General features: G+C 44.0%; 16 protein-coding genes. 9 read left to right on the forward strand and 7 right to left on the reverse strand.

From position 1 onward, the window contains the following. Positions 1–84: 84 nt before the first annotated feature. The 3 genes from ACFSR5_RS05685 to ACFSR5_RS05695 form a co-directional block, all read right to left on the reverse strand. Positions 85–657 (reverse strand): DUF417 family protein, encoded by a 573-nt coding sequence (locus tag ACFSR5_RS05685; RefSeq protein ID WP_380901600.1) that lies wholly within the window; start codon positions 655–657, stop codon positions 85–87. A 64-nt stretch (positions 658–721) separates the two neighbouring features. After that, a complete protein-coding gene (locus tag ACFSR5_RS05690; RefSeq protein ID WP_380901602.1) occupies positions 722–1,555 on the reverse strand; it encodes a helix-turn-helix domain-containing protein in 834 nt (277 codons plus the stop codon). Positions 1,556–1,933: 378 nt separating this feature from the next. Continuing rightward, a complete protein-coding gene (locus tag ACFSR5_RS05695) occupies positions 1,934–3,280 on the reverse strand; it encodes a WG repeat-containing protein (protein WP_380901604.1) in 1,347 nt (448 codons plus the stop codon). Positions 3,281–3,477: 197 nt separating this feature from the next. Between ACFSR5_RS05695 and ACFSR5_RS05700 the strand changes: the two genes are divergently transcribed. The 6 genes from ACFSR5_RS05700 to ACFSR5_RS05725 all read left to right on the forward strand — a co-directional run bounded on the left by ACFSR5_RS05700 (position 3,478) and on the right by ACFSR5_RS05725 (position 9,115). After that, complete coding sequence (locus ACFSR5_RS05700) at positions 3,478–4,110, forward strand: response regulator (protein WP_380901606.1); 633 nt, start codon at positions 3,478–3,480, stop codon at positions 4,108–4,110. Between the two features lie 90 nt (positions 4,111–4,200). After that, positions 4,201–4,674, forward strand: a complete 474-nt coding sequence (locus tag ACFSR5_RS05705) for a hypothetical protein (RefSeq protein WP_380901608.1) — start codon at positions 4,201–4,203, stop codon at positions 4,672–4,674. A 40-nt stretch (positions 4,675–4,714) separates the two neighbouring features. Then, positions 4,715–5,065, forward strand: a complete 351-nt coding sequence (locus ACFSR5_RS05710; RefSeq protein ID WP_380901610.1) for a DUF4870 domain-containing protein — start codon at positions 4,715–4,717, stop codon at positions 5,063–5,065. Positions 5,066–5,094: 29 nt separating this feature from the next. Next, on the forward strand, positions 5,095–5,778 hold the full coding sequence (locus ACFSR5_RS05715; protein WP_380901612.1) for a hypothetical protein: 684 nt from the start codon (positions 5,095–5,097) through the stop codon (positions 5,776–5,778). Between the two features lie 6 nt (positions 5,779–5,784). Beyond that, positions 5,785–7,842 carry a hypothetical protein gene (locus ACFSR5_RS05720; RefSeq protein ID WP_380901614.1) on the forward strand — a complete coding sequence of 686 codons (2,058 nt, stop codon included), beginning with the start codon at positions 5,785–5,787 and terminating at the stop codon, positions 7,840–7,842. Between the two features lie 16 nt (positions 7,843–7,858). Further along, on the forward strand, positions 7,859–9,115 hold the full coding sequence (locus ACFSR5_RS05725) for a hypothetical protein (RefSeq protein WP_380901616.1): 1,257 nt from the start codon (positions 7,859–7,861) through the stop codon (positions 9,113–9,115). Between the two features lie 106 nt (positions 9,116–9,221). On the opposite strand, the gene ACFSR5_RS05730 is transcribed toward ACFSR5_RS05725, so the two are convergent. Next, positions 9,222–9,662, reverse strand: a complete 441-nt coding sequence (locus tag ACFSR5_RS05730) for a hypothetical protein (protein ID WP_380901618.1) — start codon at positions 9,660–9,662, stop codon at positions 9,222–9,224. A 135-nt stretch (positions 9,663–9,797) separates the two neighbouring features. On the opposite strand from ACFSR5_RS05730, the gene ACFSR5_RS05735 reads away from it, so the two are divergent. Genes ACFSR5_RS05735 through ACFSR5_RS05745 form a run of 3 tightly spaced genes read left to right on the forward strand, consistent with a single transcriptional unit; the run spans position 9,798 to position 11,527 of the window. Beyond that, positions 9,798–10,208, forward strand: coding sequence for a VOC family protein (locus ACFSR5_RS05735; RefSeq protein WP_380901620.1), 411 nt, complete (start codon positions 9,798–9,800; stop codon positions 10,206–10,208). Between the two features lie 14 nt (positions 10,209–10,222). Next, a complete protein-coding gene (locus ACFSR5_RS05740) occupies positions 10,223–10,747 on the forward strand; it encodes a DinB family protein (protein WP_380901622.1) in 525 nt (174 codons plus the stop codon). A 48-nt stretch (positions 10,748–10,795) separates the two neighbouring features. Continuing rightward, a complete protein-coding gene (locus ACFSR5_RS05745) occupies positions 10,796–11,527 on the forward strand; it encodes an alpha/beta fold hydrolase (RefSeq protein ID WP_380901624.1) in 732 nt (243 codons plus the stop codon). Between the two features lie 26 nt (positions 11,528–11,553). Here the strand turns inward: ACFSR5_RS05745 and ACFSR5_RS05750 are convergent, their stop codons facing one another. The 3 genes from ACFSR5_RS05750 to ACFSR5_RS05760 form a co-directional block, all read right to left on the reverse strand. Next, on the reverse strand, positions 11,554–11,730 hold the full coding sequence (locus tag ACFSR5_RS05750) for a hypothetical protein (protein ID WP_380901626.1): 177 nt from the start codon (positions 11,728–11,730) through the stop codon (positions 11,554–11,556). Positions 11,731–11,916: 186 nt separating this feature from the next. Continuing rightward, a complete protein-coding gene (locus ACFSR5_RS05755; protein ID WP_380901628.1) occupies positions 11,917–12,459 on the reverse strand; it encodes a lipocalin family protein in 543 nt (180 codons plus the stop codon). A gap of 12 nt (positions 12,460–12,471) precedes the next feature. Continuing rightward, entirely contained in the window at positions 12,472–12,978 is a 507-nt protein-coding gene (locus ACFSR5_RS05760; RefSeq protein ID WP_380901630.1) for a pyridoxamine 5'-phosphate oxidase family protein, read from the reverse strand. Between the last annotated feature and the right edge of the window lie 199 nt (positions 12,979–13,177).

Genomic DNA, 13,177 nt, shown 5'->3' on the forward strand with positions numbered 1-13,177 from the left:
TAACAGTGAAAACTGAACGCCGTCCGGCTTTTCCACGCTTGGGGTCGCCAAACTCCGTACTGCAGGAATACATGCCTAGCTTGTCTATGCTCCTTCATGTTCGGCGCGACGAAGCTTATCCGCGGCACTATCCGAAGCAATAAGCAGCCCTGCACCAAGCATAATGATATCTTTCAGAACCAGCCTACCGGCGCCGGATAGAAAAGGAAATCCATGATGAGCTCCGCCCAAATCAGGCACGTAAACTTCCGGCGTGGTTAACAGGAAACTGAGGGTAACCAACGACATCAGAAAAGTGAGCAATCCGCCGATTAAGCCTAGTGTTGGCTGAAAAACTCCGCACAGTACCAAGATGCCGATAAAAACAATAACGATTCCTAAACCATAAGAAAACACATAGGTCCCATTCTGTTCATGCCAGCTTCTATTTTTTGGAATGACCTCCCCTTCCTTATTCATATACTGCTTATACGCGTGACTTTCGTTTTGATAAAAAAAGGACATCAACGGGCTGTTGGCCACGAAGGGTACAATGCCTTCGGCTTCGTACGAAAAAGCTTTCAATCCGCCTATCCACACCATAACTAGAAATACGCCGATACGCAATATATGTACAAAACAATGTTGTAGGCCGGCCAATGTATATATCCATTTCATCCTATTTTATTTTTTGATAAAATTAATCGATCAACGGTGCCAACGCCATGGACAAACACGGAAGTTAACTGGATAATGGCGACGTGAAAGCCACCTTAGATATACCGGTATGTTCTCGGAAAGTTCGCGGTGACACCCCCACTTGCTTCTTAAAATAACGACTAAAATAGTACTCGTCCTGGAAGTTCAACGCACCTGCAATCTCTTTGATCGTGTCCGTTGTGAGATGCAGCTTTTTCTTTGCTTCTAATATCAGTCGTTCGTCAATAAGCTGTGTAGCACTCTTCCCAAAGATCCGTTTACATTTTCTGTTTAAGGTGTCCGCGGCCATGTGCAACATCTGTGCATAATCCGCTGTTTTGCGAAACGAACGAAAATGCTCTTCCAGCAAGTGTTGAAAACGTGCCATGTCGTCGGGAATACGTTTGGTATATGGTGTAGTTTGTAATTTCTCCGCTGCACACAAGGCCAAAAATAACTGAAGATACGAGCGTTTTACCGTGTCTCTATCCCGGTTTGCCAGCGCTTCTTCCAAGAAATGCAACACATAGTCGATTTCTTCTCTCTTGCGTTCGGTTACAGAGACAAACGGTGTCATATACATGGCATTGAAAAGCACGCCATTGCAAGCGACCTCTTCCTTATGATACTCTATGCAATAATAATCTCCATGAAAAGTAATCTCCATGACGTTCAGCGTAGACGTGGACCAATGCCCATCGACGAATTGATAGGGAGTCGTAAAGAAAATCATCCCTTCCGACGCAACATACGTAGTTGTGTCGATGATCAAATTGCCTTCACCCTGTCGAATAATAAACACCCGATAAAGCGGCAGTTGTTGTCGTTCGCTCATCGTGCCCCATAGCCGGTGTATAGTCAAGCTCATTGTATGCATAGCGTATCTATCTTTTGGTTCAAAAATACATGTTCCGCCCCCACTTGTGGAACAGACCGCCCGTTACGCGAGCTAAACATTGTTAAAAAATGTTAAACACTTCAGTCATTCGTACTAACCAACGAAGTCTAACGTTTTAGTTACAAAGAAAAACAGAATTCATAATTTCATAATTTAGGTTAATAATTGGTTTGGAAAAACCTGGAGCTCCCCGCTTCAGGTTTTCTTTTTTGCCAAGCTGCGTTCTCATTTTTCTGTCATGCAGTTTCCATCCCTTAGTCGAAGGTTCGACACGCACATCAAAACCTTTACTTCTCAAAAAAAAGGCCCGGACGCCCGAATTGGGCACCGGACCTCACTTGAGATTGTAGCATACAACTATTCGGGATTTTCTATCCGTTCGCCCTTGGTGTTCACCATAAAGCTTTCCTCCGATCCTTCGCTTATAACGGTTGCTAAACCATCCACAAACCCCGAAGCATACGTATATTTAAAGGGTATCGCCACCTGGCCATTTGCATCCAAATAGCCATATAGTTCCCCCTTTTGCGCGACAAACAAGTTCGGTTCATCCGTAACACCAATAAACTGATAATCGGCGGCTACCTTTTTGGTTTGCGCAATCGTATATAACTGATATGTATCGTTTTCCAAAGTCACAAAATGCATTTTACCGCGATCAATAATATAATCAAATTTTGCGGCAACGGCCACTTTTCCCTCTGTATTCAGCAGCCCTTGTTTCCCATCCTCCTGGAAAATCGCATAGCCATTCATAAAAAAGGAAAGCATGTCATAGGTCGGTTCAATGACCATACGACCATCCTTATCGATGAGACCATATTTTTCGTTTACACCGAAAAGATATTGTTCTGTCGAACTGTCGTAAGATAAATAGTCATAGATTGCCTCCAATTGTATCTTCCCGTCTGTATCCATCGTCCCGTACTTATAGTCTGTCGTGCCAACAATGGCTACCCCATCTTCAAAAGCGGATATAGACGTATAGATCGCTGGGGTGATCTCGTTTCCTTCGCCATCTTTTAGTCCGTAAAACGTACTATCGGCATCCATATAAAGGTACCGATTGTCAGCCAATTGGCTATAATCTGTTTCCTCAAATGTATCCACAACATCGGCGATATCTACCTCTTCGTAGTCAGACGGAATCTCCCATTCGGACGCCGATAGCTGCTCCTTTGTTACCGCTTTTGCAAATAGACTAAATCCATTTGCCCGCCAGTTGATGCTTAACGTGGCTCCGGGCACTTTCTGTAAGAAATCAAATTGCCCCCAGAATAATGCGGGTATCTTTTCCGTATACCAAATCTCTACCGATTGATCCTCTGGATTTTCTTCATTCGGGGTCACGTGCAACACCGCTAGTTTACATGGGTATCCTTGAATCACGGTATCCCGTCCTTGGACGAAGTCGAGGGCTATATCTTCTTCGGCCAATTCCATCTGATAATATTGTGCCGTTTGCGGATTTAAGACGGTTACCACCCCTGTTGTTTTATCAATCAACTGTACAGCGCTCGCCTCCTCTTCGGCAGCTACCACCCGTATTGTGGTCTCATCGACCCAAGCTTTCAGTACGTCTTGTACCGTGTTTTCCGCCGGAATCTGTGCCGCATAACTGATGTAAAAAAAAGGTCGGCTCTGTGCGAGTCCTGTAAGGCTGTACAGCATCAGACCAGCCATAGTAAACATAATCTTTCTCATTTTCGTATATTTCTTGGGCAAAGATGCATATAGTTGATCAATGTGCACATCCCTGAAACCGGTTAATTTTTTTAATATGCATTACTGAAAATTGTAGAATCGGAAATTATCATGTGTTCTTCTGCAACCCGTGTATTCATTTTTTTATCCTTACTATAATTTGTACTTTTGCGCGTAATTCGGTGAACGTACCTGATATGATAAAAATTGCGATAACAGACGACCATCCCCTTTTATTGGAGGGTCTCAAAAATATACTTGCCAAAGAGGACATCCTCGAGATCGTTGGAGGCTATGCCGATGCTCAATCCATGTTGGCCAACCTCGCCCTTCATCCGGTAGATGTGTTGCTGTTGGACATTAATTTGCCCGATGCCAACAGTATTGAGTTGATAAAACCGTTACGTAAATCGTATCCGAATATGCATATCATTATGCTTAGCGTGCACAATGAATACGCCGTCGTGAACAGTGCTCTCCATGAAGGCGCCAGCGGATATATTCAAAAAAACGCTTCTGCGGACGAAATTCGATTGGGAATTGACACCATCCTTCAGGGCAAAAAATTTCTTTGTGCGCAAACGCGTTCCGTGGTGGATCAAAAGAACAAGGATGGTCTGAATAGTATTCCAAAGCTAACCCGGCGAGAAAAAGAAATATTAGCGGAAGCGGCCAGTGGGCTTACCACTCCCCAGATAGCCGACAAACTGTTTATTAGTCCGCATACCGTAGAGAGCCATCGTAAAAATCTCATCGAGAAATTCCAAGCATCCAACTTGAGCTCTGCTATTAAATTAGCTATAGAATATGGTCTGATTCGACCATCTTAGGCCTATATGAAGCAATATCCCCTATTTCGGGGATATACCCGCTGTGTGTAAAGGGCTACCTTTGTCCCATATACAATTGAGCAGCGATTCATGATAAAAATACAGCGCATCCTGATGATCTATTTCCTGGTGTTCCTTTACGCTTGTGGGGCAAGGGTCGAGGAGCACGCTTTAGAAAATCCAACCATTATCATTCAGATTATTCAAAACAATGCTGATCATGTTGATACCTTCGAAAAAAATATAAATCAAGGCAACTACGAACGTGCTCGACAGGCCTTGGAAAATTGGCGATACGATATTGATCGGCATATTGAAACCTTAAAGCAGCTCGACGTTCCGGAACGGTTTAAACGCTCCAAAACCGATGTACTATCGGTATTACATAGCTACCGGCAGTTGATTGCTGAAGATTATCAACAACTGCTAGATCGACGAAAGAGAAACAACACTCTGCCGGTTTATCTTCTTAACAAAGGAAATGTTAAACAAACACATGAGCGTATGGCGCGTGTCTTTGATGCACTGGCCACCATACTCGAGCAAGAATACAACCTCCGTTAATATAAATACTTAAACTTATAACACCATGAACACGCAACACATGAAGACTACAAATCCAGCAACAAATGACACCATCGTTCAAGAAGGGAGAACAACCGCTATCGTATCCTATATCACGCTGGTAGGATTAATTGTAGCCTACGTCATGAACAAGGACAAAAAAAATACATTTGCTCAATTCCATATCCGCCAAAATATCGGCCTTTTCATCCTTAGTTTTGTCGGTGGCCTTTTGCAGATTATTCCAGCCATCGGAGTGATCATCGCGTATGTTATTTTTACGGTTTTTTTCATTTTTTGGGTGATTGGACTACTTGGCGCATGGAATGGGCGAACAACAGCTGTGCCTGTGGTGGGCGAAAAGATACAGGAATGGTTTAAGAATTTCTAGAAATATAGAGATTTAGAATATCTTTGGACATGAAAAAAATCAGAAGAACCTCCCTCCTGTTTATCGCCCTCATCGGCAGTTGCTTGTTCAGTAGCTGCTTCGACTTAGTGGAACAAATAGACATGAATCATGACGGCTCTGGCCAGATCAAAGCCACCTTGAACTTAAGCAAGAGCAAAACAAAGGTAGCTTCGCTCCTAAAACTCAGATCTGTAAATGGCATAAAAATTCCATCGGAGGCGACCATCCGGCAGGAAATGGAGAAAACAGTACGCACATTAAAAGCGACCTCAGGCATTAGCAACGTACAATATAGCTTGGATCTGACCAACTACATAGCGGTATTATCCTGTAACTTTAAAAATGTACAGGCACTGAATAATTTCAGCCGTACGATGTCGCAGCAGTTAAAAACACAGATCAGCAGCTACAATAGCTACAGTTTTGATCCAACCACGCAAACATTTTCCAGGACGTATAAATACAGCCCTGAGTGGGCCAAAGAATTTTCCAAAATCCCTAGTAATGACCAAAAACTATTTGGCGATGCGTATTATACCAATATCATCCGATTCCAAAAGAACATCAAATCGCAAACGAATAAACAAGCGAAAGTGTCAAGTAATGCTCGCGGAGTTATGTTGAAGGTCAAAGCAACAGACCTCATCAACGGCAACACGAGTTTAGCGAATACCGTAACATTAACGAAATAACTATTTATGTCAACACGAAAATATATCTTGTGCACGCTCTTCGGTTTAATTGGTTCTACATTCGCATACGGACAGGACCTAATACACCACGTGCCAGAGAATGCGGAGTTTGTAACTGTAATTAATAATAAAGCCATTGTTAAGCACAGCTCCTTTGATAAGATCAACGAGGTACTTCATAAACTGGGCGCATTTGATGCGCTTAATTCCGAGCGCGAAATGCCTATTAAAAGCATTATGGATCTTGCGCTTTCTTATGACCGTAATGCCTACGTATACAAAACAAGCAACGACAGCCTGTATTATGTCGGGGTACTCCTACCGCTAAAAGAGGGGGTGAACGTGGATGAAGAACTATTTGCAACATTTAAGCGCCTACCTTCTATCGATGGTTATGAACGTCGTCAAGCCGAAAATGGCCGCACACAAGTCGCCTGGAATCAAAACACGTTGTTCCTTCTTACTGGAGATTTTCATTACCATTATTTTGAAGATGGCGAAGTGTCCAGGCGATACGGTATAGAAGTGGACTCTGTGGATGCGGCTGCCATTCCAAGTATATGGGACGATGCGGATGCCACTGAGGCCGCTGACTCGGCCGTTTACGATATTGCCACCGTACCTGATACCCTCGTCGGTGTCGAGGTAGAAGAAATGATTGACGCAGCGGCAGACACCGCCTGGATGGAGGTCGCGACCGATTCGATTGTGGACGGCGAGGATACCGAATGGACTGCATACGATTTCGAACAGGCAGCAGATACCGCAGCCGTTGACACAGCTTATCTAGAAGCCCCCATGGCTATGGACACCTATTATACAGATAGTTATGAGGTAGATGGTTACTCCGACTCCTTATACCAAGAACAAGCTGCTCGACAAGCCAAAAATGATTCCCTCCGCAATCAGGCCTTTGTCAATTGGCTAGCAAGTGATTTCACAAACTACCTACAGCCAACTGCATCTATACGGAAACACAAAGAGATTCTTCAGTATGATAAAAATAATACCTTAGTTCATATGTGGGTTAAGGATCTTGACGAAGTATACCGCAATGCCATTCCTTACGACGTATTAAACATGTCGGTAGGTTTTAACATGAAAAACTTAGACTACGGATATGAAGATGCTGTTTTTGACCTGATACAGGATAAGCATACCTTGAAACTCACGGGCTCCATCGGTTTAGATAACGATGTTCAGCGGATATTGGGTACTATCTACAAAAACAAAATGAACCGTAAGTTTTCGAAATACATTCCAGAGAACCATTTGGGCTACCTCGCGGTGAATATCAATACAGAAGCCTATTTGAAAAGTCTTCCTGCCCTTTTTGATCGTTGGTACGCTCCGCTCGTATATAACTATGCAGATCTTTTACATATTGCAGGCACGGCATTAGAAATCGCAATAGACGAGCGCGCTATTTCCAATGTGATGCAAGGCGATCATGTCGTATTTATTAACGATCTGAAAAAAGTGACCACCGAATATACAGATTATGAATACGATGAGGATTACAATTATAAAGAAGTCAAAAAAACGAAGGAAGAACATATACCAAATTTCCTGTGGATGTTTACTTCGAAAGATCAACGTTTGTTTGAGATGATCCTCGCGTATGCCGAGAAAAAAGAGAAGGCGACGCAAGACCAAGGGATTTATACCTTTCAGGAGAAGGAAAAAGATATGCCTTTACATATTCTTTTCAAAGATGATATGGTGTTCGTTTCCAACGATCGGGAACAACTATCCGACATTGGTGCCAACCGTTTCAAGGGCAGCACGAATGCGTATGTAAAAAAACAGCTGTATTCCAACACCATGTCTGCCGTTGTGCATGCTTCAGAAATCCCGAAGACCATGGAAAAATTAGAAATCCCGGTGGTGGACGATTGGAGAAAATTTGTAGAAGAGCTTTCACAATATGGGGACATTACGCTGAAAGCGAATAGCCGGAATACAAAACGAATTACCGGTGAAATAGCTATTGAATTCCCTAAAAAGGGCAACAATGCCATGCAATATCTCCTTCAGTACCTCTCGGATTACGTAACTCCGTAATTGTTCAACGTTCGACATGAAGAAAACGCTATGGATTATCGGTAGTATCGTGGTTGGCCTTTTTTTGGCAGCCACGATATTTTACATCGTTCGCAAACAACAGGCGGTTACACAACCCGTACACCGAGATAGTCAGGCCATATTATCGATCGCCATTGATGATCTGCTTCTCGATAATTGGAAACAGCTGATTCGCCAATCCGACACCCGTCGGCCGTCGGAAGACTCATCAAGCCGAAGGGCGTGGAGGGAGATCTTTGCGTCGGGCCTGCACATCCCCGCGCGCGTCTATTTCTTCAGTTTAGAAGACAAACCAGCCACGTTATTCAGCATACAGCGTATCACCAACCATCGAAAATGGCACGCTTTTCTACGTCGTCATTTCTCCGATAGTATCCTTCGAAACGATGGAAGTTTCACGGCTATGAACCAGCATATGGCGTTGTACAGCGACGAAGAGCACGTGGTTATTGCGTTGTCCCTTAAAAAGGACGCCCATGCGACCGTTGCAAAAAAAATCGGTCAAGAACGGCACACCTGGCGACCGGTCAGCGACTGGAGCAACCTTCCATACGCATTTAATCGTGCACATGCGACCTATTGGCTCACGGACGACCGTTTCTTTGTGCACGCTAACGCTACAGACGGAAACATCCACATACTTGGAAACTGGCAGCTCGATACCGAAGTTCCGTCGCCCTCCACAGTGCGACAGGTTGATACCGGGGATTATGCGTTATCGTTCCGAAGCGTGTTACCGCTAAAACAAACACCGTTGTTGCCCACATTCTTAGCGACATTTTCCACCCAGTCGTTAGACAGTTTATCGGCGAGTTATCATAATTATGTAGACCTACAGGTCCGGGCAGGAACAACGACACAGCACGACACCATCATTACCTACGGATATGATGACGAATTCAATAGTGTAGAACAGCGCGAGATTCAAACATTACGTGTACCGATCATCGAAAGTGTTTGGCTTGGATCCCCGCAGCTATCCGACCTGCTACCGACGACTTTCTTTTATCAGTTTCATACTGCTCAACACGGCGACACGATCAGCATAAGTACTACTTCCACCCCTCCCCGTTCCGTTTCATTTCAACATACGGATGTCCCTTGGCAACTTCACGTAGATTTCACAAGGTGGCCGTCCGCCTGGACTTATGGTCCCTTTCAAACGTTAAAGGACAACAATGTGAAAGTCTCCATAAGCGCGAAAGCCTCTTCAGCACATACCATGGACATTCAGGGGCAGATTACGTATTAAGGCTGCCAGCTGTCTACCCGAAAAAATGCGCTCGTAAGATTAAATACACATCGGTAACGTGTTGGTGATGATCAACGCACCGTGACAAACGCCGTGCTTTTAGTTGCTAATCAAAATACGCCGTCAGGGCTGCCATCAGCTGTTTATAGATTTTCACATCCTGTGATACGCCCAAATCTTTATAGTAATAGCTACTTTTGTGTACCTCTCCGTTCCAAATCAATTCAGACACACGTGCTTGCACGCGTATGGACCAAACCTTCTCCCCCAGGGATCGAACGAAGATGTTGTAGGTTATTACTTTATCGGTTTCCGCCGAAAAAATCTTTTTCGGTTTTTCCTGGGTATAAGAAATCTGCATGAATTTGTCCAAGCTGTTTACCGTATGAACAAAATAATCATGGTGTAAGCTAAAGTCGATCAGCCGATCAAAGAGCTCCTTTTCATCGACTTTATGTATCGTCAACGAATGATCAACAGTTTGTGCGTTCAGTATCCCAAATACACCGCACATCCACATAATCCATATTCCTATTCTTTTTTGCATACGTTAAATATACGAAGTCCAGTTTGTACTCCCGAGCGCAAATACCCGAAAAAATTGTTGAATTCTTGTCATAGGGCAAGCCTATACAAAATCTTACCATCTATCTTTGATCTATCACATCAGGTATTTATCGATATGAAAATTAATCAAATCTATATCAACCTGCCCGTAAAAAATGTGCAACAGACACGGGCTTTCTGGACCGCCTTAGGTTTCTCCGTCAATGAACAGTTTTCCGACGAAAACGCCATTTGCGTTGTTATCCAAGAAGAACGGATATACGCGATGTTTCTTCATGAAAATTTCTTTCAGACCTTCACAAACCGTCCCTTGACGCAAGGCGACACCACGCAAGTATTACTTGCTCTTGGGGTAGATACACGCTCGGATGTCGATCGCTTGATTAAAACAGCGCTCGAGAACGGCGGCACAACGTACAGCGAACCTCAAGATCATGGGTGGATGTATCAGCACGCATTTTCAGATATCAATGGACATCAATGGGAGGTCGCTTTCGCTGATCCCACACAGTTTCCAACCGAATAATAACACATTACGTTATGTCAACATACCACTCAAAACTGATGGAGCTCCTTGTTCCCGCGTATCGCATGCATTCTCAAACGTTCATACACGTATTGGAAGGGATTTCGGAACAAGATGCCCAAAAACGAATAGACGATCGAACCAACCACATTCTCTGGATGGTCGGAAACTTCGTCAATATGCGTTATGCACTGGCATGGTCTTTAGGACTCTCCGACGTTGATCCGCATCAGGACCTGTTTTACATGGGAAAAGCGCTCGACACCAGCTACACATATCCCACTTTGACGGGCCTGTTGCAAAACTTTCATACGATATCGCCAAAGGTTTATCAACGTCTAGCCGAAGTGACTGATGCCGAGCTTGCTGAACCGCTAGAGATTGGCATGCACATACCATTTATAGAAGAAACACGGCTTAGTTTCGTCGGCATGTGTATCGGTCGTGAAGACTATCTATTGGGTCAACTTGCATTGATGCGACGTATACTTGACTATCCTGCAATGAATTATGATTTCGACGAAACCATAACTTATTGATCCATGGTCCCTACACAGCAAGGCCATAAGAGGGTTAATGGCATTTTCATGCACTACGAAATCTATGGATTGGGGAAGCCGCTCGTCTTGATTCACGGGGGAGGATCATCTATTCGATATGATTACCGAGAAATCATTCCCCGGTTGCAAGACCGGTTTCAGTTGATCGGTATTGATTTACAAAATCACGGAAAGTCTGACCACCGGGATATCCCCGAGACGTTTGAACAGGACGCCGATGACGTCGTTGGACTGTTGCGGGAACTTCACATCGAACGTGCTTTTTTCTGGGGATTTAGCAATGGTGGAAATACTGTCTTACAAATTGCACATCGGCATCCGACCTTCGTGGACAAATTAGTGGTCGCATCTGCCTTCTTCAAAAGAGAAGGCATGGTCGACGGTTTTTTTGAAAATATGCAGCAGGCGACGCTCGCCGATATGCCATTGACTTTGCGCGCGAATTTCTTGGATCAAACCCCAAATGAGGTCAAACTCCAAAATCTATTTGAGAAAGATCGTAAACGAATGCAAACATTTGAGGACTGGAGTCCAGCTATTTTTAATTCGATTACGTGTCCCACGCTATTTATTTGCGGAGACCACGATGTGATGAAACCCGAACATGTCATTGAAATGTGGCGTCTTGTTCCCAAATCACGATTGCTCATTTTGCCGGCGACGCATGGCAGCTATATGATGGCAGATTTCGACAATCATGTCCATACCACGTTAATCGATCACACCGTGGATACCGTAGTCACATTCCTTCAGGAATAATTTTTTTAGAGTAATTAACTTCGGAACTAGGATTTCGTGTTGATCCAAACCGTATAAAATAATTTGGCAGTAACGGTTTCTTCCTGCGGTAGCTCACTCAAGAAAGCCTGCTGTTCAACTATACTCATTACCTCAAAACCCTCGAATACGGCCTGTACACACTCCTGCGTTAGTGTATCACGCACGGTATCTTCCATAGCCATCCCTTGGTAGTAAAATAAGGCCCTTCATAGTCGTTCAATACAGATTTAAGCACCGTGTGCGGAATCGATAGGCGTTCTGTTCGTATACTCATGCCACAAAGATAGGAATAAAATAGCCGTACGTGTACGTCCTGCTGTACACCTGGGATTTGAAGACTATTCTTTTATTACAGTACATGCAGCCACTCAAGGTTTGTGTTTTGTCCAAATCAATCGATTCAGGTCATATCCCGTCTGCCTTGCTTTCTCCAAAAATTTAACTTTGATATCTTCCGGAATCGACGGTGTGCGTGACAAAATCCACATATGATCCTTATCCTCCCCAAATACGAGCGCATACTCGTAAGAACCTTCCAGTAGCGCAACGTTATAACCCGAATAAAAGGGACCAAAAAAGGATACTTTTAGGGCGCCAGCTGTGGTATCATCGACAAATGTCGCTTTTCCCACCGCCTCTTTCCATTCTTGTTGTACAGTGTCAAACCCTCTGTTTATCACTTGAATTTTCCCGTCATCTTTTAGTTCGTAGTTTGCGGTCACCTCCCTTAGATGTTTTTCTTCATCAAAATCAAAGCGCGCAACTTCATACCATTCGCCTGCGTACGCTTTGACATCAAAAGGCTGAACAACCTGTATATCCGCCGGCACGGTCACCGAAGTACATGCCTGTATTCCCCCAAGCAAGAGCCCCACGGTAATCCATCGAATATGTTGTGTTACATGCAGCATACGATCGTTTCCTTAAATGGTAATTTCGCCAGATCGGCCTTTATCCATTTCGACTCCGGTCACTGCACTTACTGCCGCTTTCCATAACGTAACAAGTTTGTTCGATTTGGTGTCCCAGTACTGCGCCTCTTCAGGTGCAACCTTCAGCACCCGTATTCGCGGATCATCTATTCCCGCATCGAACCAGCCTTCCATCATTTTATTCCAATATTTCTCGATACGTTGTCGGTCACTCGATATTTCCGCGCTTCCATTGATACTCAGAAAAGTGTAACTGCTCGGATCGCTGTATAGTAAACTCACCTGACTATTTTCACGGATATGGAAAAAAGATTCGCTGTCCGACGAAAACAAATACCAAATGTTTCCAGCATCGTCGACCTCCTGCCGACTCATCGGTACGGCATGAAGAAACGCGCTGTTGGCCGGATACGACCCAAGCATACCGATATCAATTTTGTCGATGATCTCCCGGATTTTAGCAATCCCTTCTTGGTTGTATAGATTTTCTGTACTCATATTATTCCTGTAGTGTTGCTTTCTTCCTGAACAAATTTCCCGCTAAAAAGTTCACGTCATCCCTCGTCTAATTAGATGAAAGAACGACGCTAAAATGAAACCGATGTTCCTTGGTACCTCCCCTGCCAGCCCGAAATGTAAACGTGTTACCCTTATCGCAAGTTTTACGAAAAAGCAAGAAGATTTCCCTTATCTTTGC

Source organism: Sphingobacterium suaedae (assembly GCF_042684625.1).
GTDB classification, from domain to species: domain Bacteria; phylum Bacteroidota; class Bacteroidia; order Sphingobacteriales; family Sphingobacteriaceae; genus Sphingobacterium; species Sphingobacterium suaedae.

Excerpts from the sequence above, each read along its gene's own strand:
- ACFSR5_RS05720 (WP_380901614.1), top strand. The coding sequence starts at position 5,785 with ATGTCAACACGAAAATATATCTTGTGCACGCTCTTCGGTTTAATTGGT.
- ACFSR5_RS05715 (WP_380901612.1), top strand. The coding sequence starts at position 5,095 with ATGAAAAAAATCAGAAGAACCTCCCTCCTGTTTATCGCCCTCATCGGC.
- ACFSR5_RS05710 (WP_380901610.1), top strand. The coding sequence starts at position 4,715 with ATGAAGACTACAAATCCAGCAACAAATGACACCATCGTTCAAGAAGGG.
- ACFSR5_RS05730 (WP_380901618.1), bottom strand. The coding sequence starts at position 9,662 with ATGCAAAAAAGAATAGGAATATGGATTATGTGGATGTGCGGTGTATTT.
- ACFSR5_RS05725 (WP_380901616.1), top strand. The coding sequence starts at position 7,859 with ATGAAGAAAACGCTATGGATTATCGGTAGTATCGTGGTTGGCCTTTTT.
- ACFSR5_RS05750 (WP_380901626.1), bottom strand. The coding sequence starts at position 11,730 with ATGGCTATGGAAGATACCGTGCGTGATACACTAACGCAGGAGTGTGTA.
- ACFSR5_RS05690 (WP_380901602.1), bottom strand. The coding sequence starts at position 1,555 with ATGCATACAATGAGCTTGACTATACACCGGCTATGGGGCACGATGAGC.
- ACFSR5_RS05745 (WP_380901624.1), top strand. The coding sequence starts at position 10,796 with ATGCACTACGAAATCTATGGATTGGGGAAGCCGCTCGTCTTGATTCAC.
- ACFSR5_RS05735 (WP_380901620.1), top strand. The coding sequence starts at position 9,798 with ATGAAAATTAATCAAATCTATATCAACCTGCCCGTAAAAAATGTGCAA.
- ACFSR5_RS05685 (WP_380901600.1), bottom strand. The coding sequence starts at position 657 with ATGAAATGGATATATACATTGGCCGGCCTACAACATTGTTTTGTACAT.
- ACFSR5_RS05700 (WP_380901606.1), top strand. The coding sequence starts at position 3,478 with ATGATAAAAATTGCGATAACAGACGACCATCCCCTTTTATTGGAGGGT.
- ACFSR5_RS05760 (WP_380901630.1), bottom strand. The coding sequence starts at position 12,978 with ATGAGTACAGAAAATCTATACAACCAAGAAGGGATTGCTAAAATCCGG.
- ACFSR5_RS05705 (WP_380901608.1), top strand. The coding sequence starts at position 4,201 with ATGATAAAAATACAGCGCATCCTGATGATCTATTTCCTGGTGTTCCTT.
- ACFSR5_RS05695 (WP_380901604.1), bottom strand. The coding sequence starts at position 3,280 with ATGAGAAAGATTATGTTTACTATGGCTGGTCTGATGCTGTACAGCCTT.
- ACFSR5_RS05740 (WP_380901622.1), top strand. The coding sequence starts at position 10,223 with ATGTCAACATACCACTCAAAACTGATGGAGCTCCTTGTTCCCGCGTAT.
- ACFSR5_RS05755 (WP_380901628.1), bottom strand. The coding sequence starts at position 12,459 with ATGCTGCATGTAACACAACATATTCGATGGATTACCGTGGGGCTCTTG.